The organism is Levilactobacillus bambusae, from assembly GCF_003124125.1.
GTDB classification, from domain to species: domain Bacteria; phylum Bacillota; class Bacilli; order Lactobacillales; family Lactobacillaceae; genus Levilactobacillus; species Levilactobacillus bambusae.
Genome location: NZ_QCXQ01000001.1, coordinates 129968 through 146623 on the forward strand (window position 1 = coordinate 129968; position 16656 = coordinate 146623).

16 protein-coding genes are annotated in these 16656 nt (G+C 46.5%); all 16 read left to right on the plus strand.

The genetic code is table 11. The annotated features are described in order from the left end of the window. Positions 1 to 5: 5 nt before the first annotated feature. The 16 genes from truB (at position 6) to DCM90_RS00825 (ending at position 16628) form a co-directional block, all read left to right on the plus strand. Positions 6 to 944, plus strand: a complete 939-nt coding sequence (gene truB, locus DCM90_RS00750; RefSeq protein WP_109249450.1) for a tRNA pseudouridine(55) synthase TruB — start codon at positions 6 to 8, stop codon at positions 942 to 944. After that, a complete protein-coding gene (gene ribF / locus DCM90_RS00755; protein WP_109249451.1) occupies positions 944 to 1888 on the plus strand; it encodes a riboflavin biosynthesis protein RibF in 945 nt (314 codons plus the stop codon). The genes truB and ribF overlap by 1 nt, the downstream gene beginning before the upstream one ends. 136 nt (positions 1889 to 2024) lie before the next feature. Then, the gene (hrcA, locus tag DCM90_RS00760; RefSeq protein WP_225365944.1) at positions 2025 to 3068 is read left to right on the plus strand and encodes a heat-inducible transcriptional repressor HrcA; all 1044 of its coding nucleotides are present in this window, start codon (positions 2025 to 2027) and stop codon (positions 3066 to 3068) included. Between the two features lie 17 nt (positions 3069 to 3085). Further along, a complete protein-coding gene (gene grpE / locus DCM90_RS00765; RefSeq protein WP_165815164.1) occupies positions 3086 to 3661 on the plus strand; it encodes a nucleotide exchange factor GrpE in 576 nt (191 codons plus the stop codon). A gap of 39 nt (positions 3662 to 3700) precedes the next feature. Further along, entirely contained in the window at positions 3701 to 5551 is a 1851-nt protein-coding gene (gene dnaK / locus DCM90_RS00770; protein ID WP_109249454.1) for a molecular chaperone DnaK, read from the plus strand. 122 nt (positions 5552 to 5673) lie between these two features. Next, positions 5674 to 6816, plus strand: a complete 1143-nt coding sequence (dnaJ, locus tag DCM90_RS00775; protein WP_109249455.1) for a molecular chaperone DnaJ — start codon at positions 5674 to 5676, stop codon at positions 6814 to 6816. Positions 6817 to 7170: 354 nt separating this feature from the next. After that, the gene (locus DCM90_RS00780) at positions 7171 to 7320 is read left to right on the plus strand and encodes a teichoic acid D-Ala incorporation-associated protein DltX (RefSeq protein WP_109249456.1); all 150 of its coding nucleotides are present in this window, start codon (positions 7171 to 7173) and stop codon (positions 7318 to 7320) included. Positions 7321 to 7372: 52 nt separating this feature from the next. Then, positions 7373 to 8902 carry a D-alanine--poly(phosphoribitol) ligase subunit DltA gene (dltA, locus tag DCM90_RS00785; RefSeq protein ID WP_109249457.1) on the plus strand — a complete coding sequence of 510 codons (1530 nt, stop codon included), beginning with the start codon at positions 7373 to 7375 and terminating at the stop codon, positions 8900 to 8902. Next, positions 8902 to 10119, plus strand: coding sequence for a D-alanyl-lipoteichoic acid biosynthesis protein DltB (dltB, locus tag DCM90_RS00790; protein ID WP_109249458.1), 1218 nt, complete (start codon positions 8902 to 8904; stop codon positions 10117 to 10119). The genes dltA and dltB overlap by 1 nt, the downstream gene beginning before the upstream one ends. Positions 10120 to 10163: 44 nt before the next feature. Beyond that, the gene (gene dltC / locus DCM90_RS00795) at positions 10164 to 10397 is read left to right on the plus strand and encodes a D-alanine--poly(phosphoribitol) ligase subunit DltC (RefSeq protein WP_109249459.1); all 234 of its coding nucleotides are present in this window, start codon (positions 10164 to 10166) and stop codon (positions 10395 to 10397) included. Continuing rightward, positions 10397 to 11656: a D-alanyl-lipoteichoic acid biosynthesis protein DltD gene (gene dltD / locus DCM90_RS00800; RefSeq protein ID WP_109249460.1), complete on the plus strand. Its 1260-nt coding sequence runs from the start codon at positions 10397 to 10399 to the stop codon at positions 11654 to 11656. The genes dltC and dltD overlap by 1 nt, the downstream gene beginning before the upstream one ends. 139 nt (positions 11657 to 11795) lie before the next feature. Beyond that, a complete protein-coding gene (gene lepA / locus DCM90_RS00805; protein ID WP_109249461.1) occupies positions 11796 to 13625 on the plus strand; it encodes a translation elongation factor 4 in 1830 nt (609 codons plus the stop codon). Positions 13626 to 13862: 237 nt separating this feature from the next. Continuing rightward, a complete protein-coding gene (locus tag DCM90_RS00810) occupies positions 13863 to 14195 on the plus strand; it encodes a hypothetical protein (protein ID WP_109249462.1) in 333 nt (110 codons plus the stop codon). 80 nt (positions 14196 to 14275) lie between these two features. Further along, the gene (locus tag DCM90_RS00815) at positions 14276 to 14926 is read left to right on the plus strand and encodes a DNA-3-methyladenine glycosylase (protein WP_109249463.1); all 651 of its coding nucleotides are present in this window, start codon (positions 14276 to 14278) and stop codon (positions 14924 to 14926) included. After that, positions 14923 to 15882 carry a 50S ribosomal protein L11 methyltransferase gene (gene prmA / locus DCM90_RS00820; RefSeq protein ID WP_109249464.1) on the plus strand — a complete coding sequence of 320 codons (960 nt, stop codon included), beginning with the start codon at positions 14923 to 14925 and terminating at the stop codon, positions 15880 to 15882. The genes DCM90_RS00815 and prmA overlap by 4 nt, the downstream gene beginning before the upstream one ends. Beyond that, positions 15882 to 16628, plus strand: a complete 747-nt coding sequence (locus DCM90_RS00825) for a 16S rRNA (uracil(1498)-N(3))-methyltransferase (protein WP_109249465.1) — start codon at positions 15882 to 15884, stop codon at positions 16626 to 16628. The genes prmA and DCM90_RS00825 overlap by 1 nt, the downstream gene beginning before the upstream one ends. The last annotated feature ends 28 nt before the right edge of the window (positions 16629 to 16656 follow it).

A 16656-nucleotide genomic window follows, 5' to 3' on the forward strand; every position in this document is an offset into this window, starting at 1 on the left:
AAAACATGAACGGAATTATCCCGTTGTATAAGGAACGCGGTATGACAAGTCACGACTGTGTTGCAAAGATGCGAGGCATCCTGCACACGAAGAAGGTGGGACATAGTGGAACGCTTGATCCGAACGTCGATGGCGTACTTCCCATTTGTATTGGCGCAGCAACCAAGGTGGTCGATTATCTCATGGCATCTGGCAAGCGGTATACTGGGAGCATCACACTGGGCTTTTCAACCACCACTGAGGATTTAGACGGCGAGATCGTCGAGCGGAAACGGTTAACTGAACCACTTTCAGAAACGATAATTGATCAGGTCCTGACCCAGATGACGGGGGATCTACAGCAAACGCCGCCGATGTTTTCGGCAGTCAAGGTTAACGGTCGTAAACTCTATGAGTATGCCAGAGCGGGAGAAACGGTTGACCGACCAACCCGCGTGATTCATGTTGAAAGTTTTAGACGAACGGGAACCGTTTTATTTGATCAAAACAATGGCACCCTAACGTTTCCCTTTGAGGTGGCTTGTAGCAAAGGGACCTACGTCCGAACCCTAGCGGTGGATGTTGGGCGCTATCTAGGAGTGCCGGCGGTAATGTCTGACTTAACCCGGCAGGAATCGGGGGGCTTTACGTTAGATGACACCGTGACCTTAGACGAGGTTAAAGAGGCAGTTGCTGATGGCAGCCTTAGTCACTTACTGCGCCCGTTAGACTATGCCCTGACGGATTATCCGCACGTATCAGTTGACCAAAGGGTTTGGCGGCTTGTCCAAAACGGGGTCTTTCTATCGCCAGATGAACTGAATCAAACCCCGGATGAGGAGCCTTTTGCCCAGGTGGCGTTAGTGCACCAAGATCAGACCCGTTGTTTATATCAGTGGGATGACGCCAAGGGATTATACCGGCCGTTAAAAATGTTTAATCTTGTGGATGAGGGGGAAAAATAGTGGAAATTTATTCGATTCATTACCCAATGGACCCTGCACCATTACCGTCCGGACCCGTAGTGTTAGCTATGGGATTCTTTGATGGTGTCCACCGGGGGCACCAAGCCGTTATTCATCAGGCAAAGCAAATCGCTGAACAAATGGGACTCCCACTGGCAGTCCTAACCTATAATCATCACCCGGCGCTTGTTTTTCGCCCGGTTGAACCGGAGGACATGCAGTATTTAACGCTGCCCACGGATAAAATGGAACACTTTGAAAGCTTAGGGGTTGACCGCGTTTTTGTAGCTGATTTTACCGGTCAGTTCGCCGCACAGTCTCCCCAACAATTCGTTGATGACTGTTTAATGCGGCTGCACCCGGCGACCGTCGTTGCGGGATTTGACCATACTTACGGTCCCAAAGAAGTGGCAACCATGGCCAATCTGCCTGCTTACGCCCAATCACGTTTTAACGTGGTAACCGTGACAGAGCTGGATGAAGCGAACCAAAAAATTAGTTCCAGTCGGATTCGGCGCGCCCTTGATGCCGGTGACGTTGATGCGGCTAACGATTTGCTCGGTTATCAGTACGTGACCCATGGACTAGTCGTTCACGGTGAAGCCCGGGGTCGAACCATGGGGTTTCCAACGGCTAATATTTTTCATGATGCTGGCACCTGGCTACCGGGCGTCGGGGTTTACGTTGCCGAAATTGAAGTGGGTGGCCATTGGTACGAAACGATGACTTCGGTGGGGTATAACGTCACGTTTGGTGATGATCGGCCCCTAACCGTTGAGATGAATCTCCTTGATTTTCACGGTAATCTTTACGGGGAGCGGGTTAACGTCCGCTGGCAGCATCGACTTCGGGGAGAAGTGAAGTTTGAAACGGTTGATGAATTAGTTGCACAATTAGAAAAAGACAGGCAAAATACTCGTGATTACGTTGAAAAAAACCTCTAATCGGTTGCTATTTCTCATTAGCACTTGGAAACTGAGATTGCTAAAAATCTAGTAAGATCCCTTGACTTTAAAGGTTTCCTTTGCTACATTATAGATGTGTCTTAGCACTTGAACCTTATGAGTGCTAAAAGAGGTGATTGTGACGCTAACAGAGAGACAAATGATGATCTTACGGGCCATTGTACGGGATTATACAAATTCCGGCGTTCCCGTTGGATCAAAAGCATTGGCACAGCAGTTGCCGATTCACGTCAGTTCTGCCACCATTCGCAATGAAATGGCAACGCTGGAGTCGAGTGGACTCATTAAGAAGACCCATTCTTCGTCTGGCCGAGTGCCTTCCATAAAGGGATATCGGTTCTACGTGGATCATTTGATCCAACCGGATCCGGTACGGCAGAATGATATCAACCTTATTCAAAGCTCTTTAGGAAGTGACTTTCATAAGATTGATGATATCATCTCGCAATCGGCAAATATTTTATCTAATCTTACCAGCTATACGGCATTTACCTTGCCCCCAGAACTTCAGGAAAGCCGGTTAAGTGGATTTCGGTTGGTACCCCTGGGAAAACGTCAGGTTATGGCAATTTTAGTGACCGACGATGGCAACGTTCAGAATCGGGCGTTTGATGTTCCGGAGGGGATCACCGCTGATCAGCTGGAACCGGTGGTTAGGCTAATTAATGATCAATTGGTTGGGCACACGTTACCCGATGTTTTGGCCCGGTTGAACACAGATATTCCGGTTGAGGTTTCCCACTACGTAACAAGTCCCGAGGGGTTCCTCGCAATTTTTGGTGATGTTTTGAGAAAGGCAGCCCAAGAACGGTTTTATATCGGTGGTCGACTGAACGTTCTGAATTACTCGGATGATCAAGATGTTGATTCGTTGAAATCCTTGTATCAATTATTGGACACGAACGATGATTTAGCGGATATTATTGGTAAACCATCGAATCAAATGCAGGTTCGGATTGGAAATGAGATAACGAATGACGTTCTCAAAAACTACAGTCTGATAACTGCGACTTACGATGTGGACCAGCACGGGCAGGGAATGATTGCAATTTTGGGTCCCACCCGAATGCAATATTCGCGGGTAATCGGCTTGGTCGATGCCTTCCGGGAAGAATTAGCTAAAAAACTGCTTGATTATTATCAACACTATGGCGAGTAACAAAAGGAGGGATTTACGTGACTGAAAAGAAGCAAGATGAAAGTCAGCTTGATTCAACTGAACAGGTTGATGGTGAAGCAGCCTCAACCGATCAAGTCGTGAGTCAGGAACCAACGACTGAGGATACCTCAGCCGGGGCAACTTCGGAATTCGACGACTTAAAGGCTGAACGAGATGCCATGGAGGACCGTTACCTACGGGCCGAAGCGGAAATTCAGAATATGTCGACCCGCTTTAAAAAGGAACAGGCGAACACCATTAAGTATGATGGTCAGAAGTTAGCAAAGGCCATTTTGCCAGTGGTTGATAATCTGGAAAGAGCGTTAGACGTTCAGGTTGATGACGATGCTGGTCAACAATTACAAAAGGGAGTTCAAATGACGTTAACCCACCTGCAGGATGCCCTGAAGGACAATGGTATTAGTGTCATCCCTGCGTTAGGTGAACCATTTGACCCTAAGGTTCATCAAGCGATCCAAACGGTTGCCGTAGAGGATGGCCAAAAACCAGATACAGTGGTTCAGGTCTTTCAATCAGGCTACCTGTTAAAGGACCGGGTCCTTCGTCCAGCGATGGTCGTTGTTGCTCAGTAATTTGATTTAAAAATTTTACAAAAAGAAGGAATCTTAAACATGGCAAGCAATAAAATCATTGGGATTGATTTAGGAACAACTAACTCTGCCGTTGCCGTACTTGAAGGCGGCGATCCAAAGATTATCACTACTCCAGAGGGTGGCCGGACGGTTCCGTCAGTTGTAGCATTTAAAGACGGTAAACCAGAAGTTGGGGACGTTGCAAAACGTCAGGCAATTACCAACCCAGATACGGTTTCATCCATCAAACGTCATATGGGTGAAGAGGGATATAAAGTTGAAATTCAGGGTAAGGAATACACCCCACAAGAAATTTCAGCAATGATCTTACAATACATTAAGGGCTTTGCCGAAGACTACATCGGCGATACGGTTGATAAGGCCGTCATTACCGTTCCAGCTTACTTTAATGATGCTCAGCGCCAGGCAACTAAGGATGCTGGTAAGATTGCCGGATTAAGCGTTGAACGGATTATTAACGAACCAACCGCAGCCGCATTGGCTTACGGATTGGATAAGCAGGACAAGGACGAAAAAATTCTGGTCTATGATTTGGGTGGTGGAACCTTTGATGTTTCCATCCTTGAATTAGGCGACGGCGTATTCCAAGTTTTATCAACTAACGGTGATACTCACTTAGGTGGGGATGACTTTGATCAAAAGATCATGGATTGGTTGATTGATAACTTCAAGAAGGATAACGGAATTAACCTGGCCGAAGACAAGATGGCTATGCAACGGTTAAAAGAAGCCGCAGAAAAAGCTAAGAAGGACTTATCTGGGGTTTCTGAAACCACAATTAGTTTGCCGTTTATTGCCTCTGGAGCTAACGGTCCAATTCACTTGGAAACTAAGCTTACTCGGGCACAGTTTAACGAAATGACCGCTGACCTGGTTGAAAAGACCAAGATCCCCGTTCAAAACGCCTTAAAGGATGCCGGGTTACAGGCCGCTGATGTTGACGTTGTGATCTTAAACGGTGGGTCCACACGGATTCCAGCCGTTCAAGAAGCCGTTAAGAATTGGACTGGCAAGGAACCTAACCACTCTATCAACCCTGACGAAGCGGTAGCAATGGGTGCTGCCATTCAAGGTGGGGTGCTTACTGGTGATGTTAAGGATGTCGTTTTACTTGACGTAACGCCATTATCACTCGGAATTGAAACTATGGGTGGCGTGTTCACGAAGTTGATCGATCGGAACACAACGATCCCAACCAGCAAGTCTCAGGTCTTCTCAACGGCCGCTGACAATCAACCTGCCGTTGATATCCACGTCTTACAGGGTGAACGGCCAATGGCTGCTGACGATAAGACGTTAGGCAACTTCCAACTGACTGACATCCCTGCTGCTCCACGTGGGGTTCCACAAATTCAAGTGACCTTTGATATTGACAAAAACGGGATCGTTAACGTTTCTGCCAAGGACTTAGGCACCAACAAGGAACAAAAGATTACCATTAAGAGTTCAACGGGATTATCCGATGATGAAATTAACCGGATGATGAACGAAGCTCAGGAAAATGAAGAGGCTGATAAGGCCCGTAAGGATGAAGCCGACACTAAGAACGAAGTCGACCAGTTAATCTTCCAAACGGATAAAACCTTAAAGGATGTTCAGGGTAAGGTTTCTGAGGATGAAATCAAGAAGGCCGAAGAAGCTCGTGATGCTTTAAAGAAGGCCCAAGAAGATAATAACCTTGAAGAAATGAAGCAAAAGAAAGAGGACTTGAACAAAATTGTTCAAGACCTATCCGTAAAACTTTATCAACAGGCTCAATCCGAGGCCAGTGGCGAAACCAACGATACGGGTTCTGCTGACGACGCTAAGGATAGCGACACCGTTGATGGTGACTTCCACGAAGTTAACAACGATGACGATAAGAAGTAAATCGACTGGTTGTTAGGTCGTTGACGAAAAGCCAAGGTCCGGTGGACTTTGGCTTTTTGCACGTTGACTGGTATGATATAGTGTCAGTAAAAATTTAAATGATGACCTCTGGGAGGTAAACAATGGCAAACAAGGATTATTATGAAATTCTCGGTGTGTCGAAGGATGCCAGCGACGATGATATTAAACGGGCTTACCGGAAACTGGCAAAAAAGTACCATCCGGATTTGAATGATGCGCCGGATGCGGCCGAAAAATTTAAGGACATTCAAGAAGCTTACGACGTACTTGGCGACACCCAAAAACGGGCAAATTATGACCAATACGGTTCAGCTGATGGTCCTCAAGGTTTCGGCGGCTTTGGTGGCGGTGACGCTTCAGGTGCTGGCTTCGGCGGTTTTGGCGGAGGCGGCGGTTTCGACGACATCTTCAGCCAGTTTTTTGGCGGGGCTGGAAGTCGGGCACGGCAAGATCCGACTGCCCCACGGCCAGGACGTGACCTGCAGTACCAGATGAACCTTAAGTTTGAGGAAGCAATTTTTGGTAAGAAAACGACTATTACCTATAATCGGGAAGCTGAATGCCAAACTTGTGATGGAAGCGGTGCTAAACCCGGGACCCACCCAGAAACGTGTCATAATTGCGGGGGTTCCGGATACGTTGTGACGGAACAAAATACGCCACTTGGCCGAATGCAGAGTCAGCAGGTATGTCCAGTCTGTCACGGAACGGGTAAGGAAATTAAAGAGAAGTGCCCAACCTGTGGTGGCTCTGGTCATGTTGATGAACGGCATGAGGTTGAAGTGACGGTTCCAGCTGGTGTCGATGACGGGCAGCAAATGCGCCTGCAAGGACAGGGAGAAGCCGGAGAAAACGGGGGGCCTTACGGAGACCTATACATCATTTTCTCCGTTCAGCCCAGCAAAGATTTTCAGCGGGACGGTGCGGACATTTACTTTAAAACGAACCTCTCCTTTGCTCAGGCAGCCCTGGGGGATGAAATTAACGTCAAGACCGTTCATGGTGACGTCAAAATGAAGGTTCCTGCTGGAACCCAAACGGGGACGACTTTCCGACTCAAAGGTAAGGGGGCCCCACGCCTGCGTGGAAATGGGAACGGTGATGAAAAGGTCACGGTTAGCATTGAAACCCCTAAGAAGCTGAATAAGGGGCAAAAAGAGGCCATGGTTGCTTTTGCTAAGGCGAGCGGCGAAAAAATCGACGCTAATACCAACCACAGCTTCTTTGGCAAAATGAAAAAATAGGGTAAAAAAGGGTCATGAAAGTCTTTTTTGATTGACTAATTAACCGAACAGGTATCCAGAAACGGCTTGACAAATTTTTTTATAATTTGCGAGTCGTTTCTTTTGTATCCAAAATTATGAAATGATAATCTCGAATTAGTAAAGAAAATAATTTATCTGATCACTTGATGTACCAACGATTTAACTAGTTTATAAAAATATTTTTATTGGAAATATAAAAATATTAATCAAGGAGGTAAAGGTTAATTAAACATCCAAGCCTTATCGTTGAGATAAGTTGGTGGAAATCAGTATAATGAAGATTAACGCAAACATGTCGGGGATCTTCATTATCGCTATTTTGGGGGTGAGGCTATGAAGACACAGTTGGAAGCCTGGTGGCAAAATCCAATCGTTCGTTTTTTTGCAAGGACGCTATTTTACTTTGTGATTATATTAGCGCTTGTGTATTTATATGGTTACAGTGGCCTGAATAATTCAACCTTTATCTACAATGAATTTTAACGGGTGAGTTAGAAAAATAACAACTGGCATAATGTTTTCGGGGGAATGTAAAATGATAACTAATATGATAACGACCATTGATGATTATGGTCAAAGCGACCCCGACCGGATCGCTTATAATTACCTGGGGCAAACTCATACCTACGGGGAGCTAAAATGCCAGTCTGATGCGTTGGCAGCCCACTTGGACCAAATGAAGCTGCCCAGTGGGGCGCCCATTATTGTTTTTGGGGGCCAAACCTTTGAAATGATTGCGACCTTCTTAGGGGTGGTGAAGAGTGGTCACGCCTATATTCCGGTGGACACTCACTCTGCTAAGGACCGGGTTCCCATCATTGCGGAAGTTGCCAGTCCGGCCTTGGTGATTGCCGTAGAGGCTTTACCCACTGAAGTACCGGACGTTTCCGTCATGCAGGCTGATGAATTAACTGAGGTTTTCTCCCAGTCGGTTCAGTATGAGATGACGCATGCGGTTAGCGGTGACGAGACCTACTACATTATTTTTACTTCAGGAACAACGGGGAAGCCAAAGGGCGTTCAAATCTCGCATAGTAACCTGGTGAGTTATGTTAATTGGATGTTATCGGACGATTTTAAGCTTCCTGATCAACCCCGAACACTGTCACAGGCTCCCTATGCATTTGACCTTTCGGTTATGGATTGGGGACCAACAATGGCCAAGGGAGGGACATTGGTTGCCCTTCCTAAGGCGGTCACCGATAACTTTAAGGAGTTATTTGAAGATTTACCCCAGATGAACTTGAACGTTTGGGTGTCCACACCTTCCTTTATCGAGATTTGTTTACTGGCACCAGAGTTTGATGCCGAACATTTACCGGATCTAGCTGTTTTTCTTTTCTGTGGAGAAGAATTAACTAACGGAACGGCTGCAACGCTGCGGGCTAAGTTCCCACAGGCTCGCATTTATAATACGTATGGGCCAACCGAAACAACTGTGGCCGTCACAGGAGTTGAAATTACCGCCGATATTTTAAGGGACTACGCCCGGCTGCCAATTGGGTACGTTAAGGAAGATATGACCATTGATGTGGTTGATGAAGATCTTAACCGGGTTCCAGCGGGTGAAAAGGGTGAGTTACTGATTAGTGGGCCATCCATGTCGAAGGGCTACTTAAATAACCCGGATAAAACCGCCAAGGCCTTTATTGATTGGAATGGCAAACGGGTTTATCGTTCTGGCGATCTCGGCTACCAGTTAGAAAACGGGCTCTTTATGTACGATGGCCGAACGGACTTCCAAATTAAGATGCACGGCTACCGAATTGAGCTCGAAGAAGTGGACCACTACTTAAATCGGGTCCCGTACGTTAAGCAAGCGGTGACGGTTCCGCACTATAATAAAAACCATATGGTTGATAAGATGATTGCCTGGGTTGTTCCAGCAGAAAATGTGCACTTTGATTCTGAATTGGACATGACCAAAGCCATTAAATCTGAGTTAACGAAGGGTGATATGATGCCATACATGATCCCACAACAATTTGTTTATAAGCAAAGCTTACCCATTACCCCTAATGGTAAAGTTGATGTTAAATCTATTATTGCCGAGGTTAATAACTAATGCTATCGTTTACACCGTACGAAAATCCCACCTATTTTGTGATTCTTGGGATTGCCCTAATTCCATTAGTTATCGGCTTGCTCTATGGGAAAAGGTCCCACCTCTATGAAACGTTGGTTTCATTAGCGTTTTTACTGTTGACGTTTGGGGGACCAAAGTGGTCGACACAGGGGGTTGCTTTAGTTGTTTACATCATTTTCGAAATGTTGCTGACGTGGGGGTATTCCGTTTATCGGAAACGTGGGCAAAATAAGGGGTACATTTTCTACTTTGCGGTTATTCTGGCGATCTTGCCGTTAACAATCGTTAAGGTAACTCCCGCAGTGGATGGTGGAAATAACTCGTTAATTGGGTTTTTAGGAATTAGTTACTTGACGTTTCGGGCGGTTCAGACCATTATGGAGATCCGGGACGGTACAATTAAGAACTTTAGTCTGAAAATATTTATTCCGTTTATGCTGTTTTTCCCAACGATCTCATCCGGACCCATTGACCGGTACCGGCGGTTCGAAGGGGATTTCACAACGGTACCTGACCAAGATAAATACCTTAAAATGTTGGGTAAGGGGCTCCACTATATTTTTCTGGGATTCCTGTATAAATTTTTACTCGCGTACTTCTTTGGGACGATTCTGATGCCGAAGTTAGCTCATACGGCGATGATTCACCGGGGGGGCTTTCTCGATTTATCTTGGTCGGTCCTCGGGTACATGTATTGTTACAGTGCCGATTTATTCTTTGACTTTGCGGGGTATAGTTTGTTTGCGGTGGGAATTTCTTACTTTATGGGAATTGAAACCCCAATGAACTTTAACCGGCCGTGGCAGTCTAAGAACATTAAAGATTTCTGGAATCGTTGGCACATTACGCTATCGTTTTGGTTCCGTGACTTCATCTTTATGCGACTTGTTTTTTGGTTCATGAAGCATAAAACCTTCAAAAAGCCGACAACGACTTCCAACGTGGTCTACTTCATCAACATGGGAATCATGGGATTCTGGCACGGGGTAACGTGGTTTTATATTACGTACGGGTTGTTCCATGCAGCAGCATTAATTATTAATGATGCCTGGCTGCGTTATAAGAAGAAGCACCAAGATTCAATTCCGCACAATAAGTTTACGGAATACTTCGCAATCTTCTTTACGGCTAACGTGGTTTGCTTCAGTTTTCTCATCTTTTCCGGGTTCTTGAACACACTTTGGTTTACAAAGTAGGGTTTAAAAAATTTAAATCATAAAATAAAAAGGGGATTTTCATTATGGATACAAAGGAAACGGTTTTATCAATTTTATCTGACTTAACGGGTAGCGACTTGAGCAATAACATGGATGAAAACTTGTTTGACGACGGGTTATTAGATTCCATGGGGTCGGTTCAGTTATTACTTCAAATTCAAAGTGAAATGGGAATTAGCGTACCAGTTTCAGAATTTGTGCGTTCAGAGTGGGATACGCCAAATAAAATTATTGCGAAAGTCGATAGCATGAAGTAATGGGTAAACGTCTATTTCAGATCTTCGGACCGCTGATTTTAGCGGCTGCGCTAGTTCTTGGAATTTTCCTTTTGCCCGGCCACCTCATTGGCTATACCGCGAATAAGAAGGCCCAGGAGCAAGCCGCAGTGTCACTATCACCATCGGTTTTAAAGGGCGCTGGCTTGAAAACAGCGGCGCTGGATGATGGATACGTTCCGTTCTTTGGTTCATCTGAGTGGTCCCGGTTTGATCCGATGCATCCGTCGGTAATGGCCAAGAAGTACCATCGGTCATATCAGCCGTTTCTGTTGGGATCCCGTGGAACCCAGTCTTTAACACAATTTTACGTGATGCAGAATATTCAACCCCAATTAAAGAATCAGAAGGCAGTGTTTGTGATTTCGCCCCAGTGGTTCGTTAAAAAGGGTGTCGATAAAGCTGCCTTTAGTGCTTACTACTCTCAGCTTCAAACAACCGAATGGCTGAATCAATATAGTAACACTAAGATGGATCGTTATGCGGCACAGCGGTTAATGCAGATGCCGTCAGCTAAATCCGATCACATTGTCTATGCTGCATTAGAGCGGGTTGCGAAGGGTCAGCAGATGACGCCAAACCAGAAGCGCTACCTTGGCCTCCGGCAGAACTTTTTGAAGTCCGAAGATAACTTCTTCTCGGGGATCAACTTACCGAACGGCAACTTAAAGAAGGTTGATCAACAGGAAAAGAAACTTCCCGCTCAATATTCTTTTTCTAAAATCAATCAATTGGCAACTGACCTTGGTAAAAAGGAAACCGATAATAACCGGTTCCAAATTAGCAATAGCTTTTATAATCACGGGTTAAAGCAGGAAGTGAAGCATCTGAAGGGATTCCAAGAGAACCTTTCCTACCTGCAATCTCCCGAGTACAGTGATTTTGAACTTTGCTTAGATCAGTTTGCAAGACTGCATACAAACGTGTTGTTTATCATTCCGCCAGTTAACCAAAAGTGGGCTGATTACACCGGGTTATCACAGTCAATGCTCAAACAGTTTGATCAAAAGATTCGCTATCAGCTTCAATCGCAAGGTTTTAATAATATCGTCGATTTATCGGATAAGGGTGACGTGCCCTACTTTATGACGGACACCATTCACTTGGGATGGAAGGGTTGGCTGGCTGTGGATCAGCGGGTTGATCCGTTCCTCACCAAGAAGCAAAAGACCCCGACCTACCACATTAATGATGATTTTTATTCTAATCAGTGGCAGCAAACGACAACGGTGACTAACTAAAACTTTGATAACGGATAAAGGGTCGTGCGCATGGCGTACGGCTTTTTTCGTTTTAGTGCGAATATGAACGGAAAGTTGTGTCCGGTTCCGTTCGTTGGTATAATTTAGACATTGGATTTTTACGAAATGGGGAACAATAATGGATCTTGAACAAATGCAACAGCATCAAAAATACATCCGGAATTTTTCCATTGTTGCGCATATCGATCACGGTAAGTCGACGATTGCGGACCGAATCTTAGAATTGACGGATACCGTTTCAAAACGGGACATGCAAGATCAAGTTCTAGATGATATGGATTTAGAGCGGGAACGTGGAATTACCATTAAATTAAATGCAGTCGAGCTTAAGTACCACGCCAAGGATGGCGAAACGTATGAATTTCACCTCATTGACACCCCTGGACACGTCGATTTTTCCTATGAGGTTTCCCGGAGTTTAGCGGCCTGTGAGGGAGCGGTACTTGTAGTGGACGCTGCGCAGGGGGTTCAGGCGCAGACGTTGGCCAACGTTTATTTAGCCATTGATGACGACCTGGCAATTATCCCGGATATTAATAAGGTGGACTTGCCCTCTGCGGAACCCGAAAAGGTGCAGGAGGAAATTGAGGAAGTGATCGGCCTAGATGCTTCCAATGCAATCATGACGAGTGCCAAGACGGGACTTGGAATTGAGGATTTGTTAGAAGCCATTGTCAATGAAATCCCAGCCCCACAAGGCGACTTAACCGCACCGTTACGGGCGTTAATCTTTGACTCTGTCTACGATGATTACCGCGGAGTCGTTTTATCCGTCCGGGTGTTTGAAGGGACGGTTAAACCCGGCGATAAAATTCGGTTGATGAATAGTGGGACCGAATATGAGGTGAACGAAGTTGGGGTGAACTCCCCTAAACCCATTAAGCGGGACTATTTAATGGCGGGTGAAGTTGGGTACATCACGGCTAGTATTAAGGATATTACGGAAACTCGGGTGGGGGATACGGTCACCAATGCCGCGGCCCCAGCCGAAGAACCATTGCCCGGCTACCGGGAAATGAACCCCATGGTCTACGCAGGTTTATATCCGACTGATAATGCCAAGTACGTTGATTTGCGGGAGGCCTTAGAAAAGTTAAAGCTAAACGATGCCTCCCTTGAATTTGAACCAGAAACGTCACAGGCGTTAGGTCACGGTTTTCGGGTGGGCTTTTTAGGGATGCTTCATATGGACGTTATCCAGGAACGGCTAGAACGTGAGTTTAACCTGGATTTAATTACTACGGCCCCCTCAGTAACCTACCATGCGGAGTTAACGGATGGGAGCGAAAAGGACGTTGATAATCCCGCTGAAATGCCCGATTCTTCTGAATTAAGCAAGATTGAGGAACCCTATGTCAAGGCAACGATTATGGTCCCAAACGACTATGTTGGTGCCGTGATGGAACTCTGTCAAAGCCGACGGGGTGAATTTTTAACGATGGATTACCTGGATAAGTACCGGGTGAACATCCTATACAATATGCCCCTATCAGAAATTATTTTTGATTTCTTCGATAAACTGAAGTCAAGCACCCGGGGATTTGGGTCGCTGGATTATGATGTTTCCGGTTATCAAACGAGTGACTTAGTTAAGATCGATATTTTATTAAACGGTGAAAAAGTGGATGCGTTAAGCTTCATTGCCCACAGAACCTTTGCTGAGCGCCGCGGTCGCGAGATCGCAACGCGCCTAAAGAATATTATTCCGCGGCAAAACTTCGAAATTGCCATTCAAGCAGCTATTGGCGGCAAGATCATCGCCAGAACGACCGTTAAGCCGTACCGTAAGGATGTGACGGCCAAGCTATATGGCGGCGATCGAACAAGACGGATGAAGCTGTTAGAAAAGCAAAAGGCGGGTAAGAAACGGATGAAGGCCGTAGGAAAGGTTGATATTCCGCAGGAAGCCTTCATGGCCGTTTTGAAAACCGACGAAGATGATGAATAATTAATTTATGAACGCAATAAACCCACCCGCCTAGATTTAAATTAGCGGGTGGGTTTATTTGTGTTTTTGGTAAAATTGAGTCAAATTCATGGTATAGTAATAAGAAAGATCGCGCTATGAAGGGTAAACCGGTTGCCTTTTAGGGCTAAAAATCGTATGATATAAAGCGGTATAGTCTTATAGTTGGTTTTAATAACCTAGGAAAAGAAACACAGGCGGTAAGGAGGTGGTTACCACATGCTTAGTCGAACCAAGCAGTTTTTGAAGCAGAATCATTATCGTTACGAAAAGTCCTATATTCGGCCGTTGATGACGCCGGAAAGTGTATATGTCTTTAAGTTTGGGCGTGATTCACTCAATAATCGGGTAATCATTAGGTATACGCATACGTGGACTGGCCGTCAGCGGATTAATGAAATTGATTTACGGCTCCACAAACAGAAGCATCCACGGGTCTTTCAGAGTGAAGCAGACATGTTGGATTACCTGGAGTCCCATTTAGTTGAACATGACGAACAACTTTCCAAGATGAAGCAGGCGGATGACTCATCGGAATCGGAAAAAAACTAATCGTCAATCTTGTTACCACAGCAGGGGCCATGCCAAAAGATTATTTTGGCACCGCCCCTGTTTTATTTTAAGGAGGGCTTATGAACTCAGGCATAGTGGACAACCTTAGAGAACAACCAACCCCGGTTTCAGCTCGGACTCTGTTAGGTCAATACCTGGTGTTTTACTTAAACGATCGGTTGATGAGTGGCTGGATTGTTGAGACGGAGGCGTACGTGGGCATTAACGACCGGGCATGCCACGCTTTTGGGGACCGTCATACTAAGGCGAACGCCCCGCTTTATGAGGAGGCGGGCACCCTATACACCCCCCAGATGCGGGGCTTGACCATGCTAAACATTATTACTCAGCCGGCTGGGGAACCCCAAGGGATTCTTATTCGCGCGGTCGAACCGGATCAGGGGATTAATTGGATGCTTGAACGGCGACCTAAGGAAGGCCCGGAGTTAACCAATGGCCCGGCCAAGTTTACTCAGGCGTTTGGAATTACCAAGCAAATGCAGAATCAAATTCTGGGCGAGACTAATTTACGGGTGGATCAATCAATGGCCCGTCAACCAGCGGTGATAACATCTGGCCCCCGGGTGGGCATTCCTAACAAGGGCGACTGGACGACCGCTAATTTGCGGTACACGGTTGCCGGAAATCCTTACGTCTCAAAGCAGCGTAAACGGGATATGAATTGGACAACGTACGGATGGTTGAATAAAGAGTTGGAGGCAGAAAAATGAAGTGGACGGAATTAACCGTTAAAACAAGCAGTGAAGCCGTTGAGGCGGTAGCAAACCTATTGATGGAAGCTGGTGCCACCGGGGTACAAATTGATGACTCAGCTGACTATTCGAAATTAAAACCGGGTCGGTACGGCGAGCACGGGGAAATTGTTAACCCCTCTGAGTTGCAGCACGTGGGCTCGGGGGCGACTGTCAGTGCTTACTACCCAGCCGACGTGAACATGGCTGAATTGGCCCCAACCCTATCCGAGAAAATTACGGGTTTAAAGCAATTTGGTCTCAATCCCGGGGAAGTGACCGTGACGACAAATGAGGTTGCGGATGAGGATTGGGCGACCACGTGGGAACGCTACTACCATCCCGTGCGGGTTACCCGCTACATAACCATTGTCCCGGAGTGGGAAGACTATGTTGCCAGCGACCAGCGGGAAATTGTTATTCGGTTGAATCCGGGTCAGGCGTTTGGTACGGGAACCCACGAGACCACTCAACTATGCTTAATTGCCCTTGAAATGGTTGTTAGGGGTCACGAGCGAATGTATGACGTTGGAACGGGGTCGGGCGTCCTGAGCATTGCCGCTAAGCTGCTTGGGGTGGACCAAATTACCGCCTTCGATGTGGATGAAGTAGCAGTTGCATCAGCGAAGCAAAACTTGGCGCTAAATCCCGTGGCGGCTGAGATTCCAGTGCTTGCCAATGACTTATTGTCCGGGATTACGGCGCCCGTAGATATTGTGATGGGAAACCTGTTGGCGGACATTGTGATTCCATTAGTTCCGCAGGCGTGGGCCGTACTGGAACCCGGGGGATTACTCATTACTTCTGGAATTATTGATGATAAACTGGATGGGGTGTTAGCTGCCACTAAGAATCAAGGATTTATCGTAGATTCAGTGTTAACCATGAACGAATGGCGGGCAGTGATTGCGCACAAACCCACGGAGGATGATTAATGCAGCGTTACTTTGTTGAAGAAAGTTTAGCAATTGGGCAATCGATGCCACTACCTGAGAACGTTTATCACCACTGGGTAAAGGTGTTGCGAGCCGAAATTGGTTCTGACGCTGAGTTTGTGGATGCAAATGAACACCTCTACGTTGGGACCTTGACGAAGTTGAATGAAGACGGCGCGGTCATGACCGTTCAGAGTCAACTTGCGGTTAACGTTGAACTGCCGGTAAGGGTGACGATTGCGAGTGGTTTGCCAAAGGGCGAGAAGGCCGAGTGGATCACACAAAAGGCGACTGAATTAGGGGCCGACGACATTGTTTTTTTTGCGGCCGCATGGTCGATTGCCAAATGGAACGATAATAAGGTTGAAAAAAAGGTTGCCCGCCTCCAAAAGATTGCCGACGGGGCGGCCGAACAGGCACATCGAACCCATCGCCCACGGGTTCGCTACGTTAAACGACTGACTGAAATTTTAAATGAACCCGCCGATCTGCGGATAATTGCGTACGAAGAATCCGCTAAGCAGGGCGAAACGACCAAGTTGGCCCAAGCCTTAGCACAATTAACGGCAGGTGATCGGGTGACCGCCGTTTTTGGCCCGGAAGGCGGGTTAACACCTGAAGAGGTTCAGGAGGCCACCCAAAACGGCGCCGTCAGCGTGGGGTTAGGTCCCCGAATTTTAAGAACGGAAACGGCACCGTTATACTTCTTGGCGGCCGTTTCAACCGTGATTGAGTTGCAGGCCTAAATATTTCTGCGGTAACGGCACAAAAAAT

Excerpts from the sequence above, each read along its gene's own strand:
- truB (WP_109249450.1), top strand. The coding sequence starts at position 6 with ATGAACGGAATTATCCCGTTGTATAAGGAACGCGGTATGACAAGTCAC.
- dnaK (WP_109249454.1), top strand. The coding sequence starts at position 3,701 with ATGGCAAGCAATAAAATCATTGGGATTGATTTAGGAACAACTAACTCT.
- dnaJ (WP_109249455.1), top strand. The coding sequence starts at position 5,674 with ATGGCAAACAAGGATTATTATGAAATTCTCGGTGTGTCGAAGGATGCC.
- DCM90_RS00780 (WP_109249456.1), top strand. The coding sequence starts at position 7,171 with ATGAAGACACAGTTGGAAGCCTGGTGGCAAAATCCAATCGTTCGTTTT.
- dltA (WP_109249457.1), top strand. The coding sequence starts at position 7,373 with ATGATAACTAATATGATAACGACCATTGATGATTATGGTCAAAGCGAC.
- dltB (WP_109249458.1), top strand. The coding sequence starts at position 8,902 with ATGCTATCGTTTACACCGTACGAAAATCCCACCTATTTTGTGATTCTT.
- dltC (WP_109249459.1), top strand. The coding sequence starts at position 10,164 with ATGGATACAAAGGAAACGGTTTTATCAATTTTATCTGACTTAACGGGT.
- dltD (WP_109249460.1), top strand. The coding sequence starts at position 10,397 with ATGGGTAAACGTCTATTTCAGATCTTCGGACCGCTGATTTTAGCGGCT.
- lepA (WP_109249461.1), top strand. The coding sequence starts at position 11,796 with ATGGATCTTGAACAAATGCAACAGCATCAAAAATACATCCGGAATTTT.
- DCM90_RS00810 (WP_109249462.1), top strand. The coding sequence starts at position 13,863 with ATGCTTAGTCGAACCAAGCAGTTTTTGAAGCAGAATCATTATCGTTAC.
- DCM90_RS00815 (WP_109249463.1), top strand. The coding sequence starts at position 14,276 with ATGAACTCAGGCATAGTGGACAACCTTAGAGAACAACCAACCCCGGTT.
- prmA (WP_109249464.1), top strand. The coding sequence starts at position 14,923 with ATGAAGTGGACGGAATTAACCGTTAAAACAAGCAGTGAAGCCGTTGAG.
- DCM90_RS00825 (WP_109249465.1), top strand. The coding sequence starts at position 15,882 with ATGCAGCGTTACTTTGTTGAAGAAAGTTTAGCAATTGGGCAATCGATG.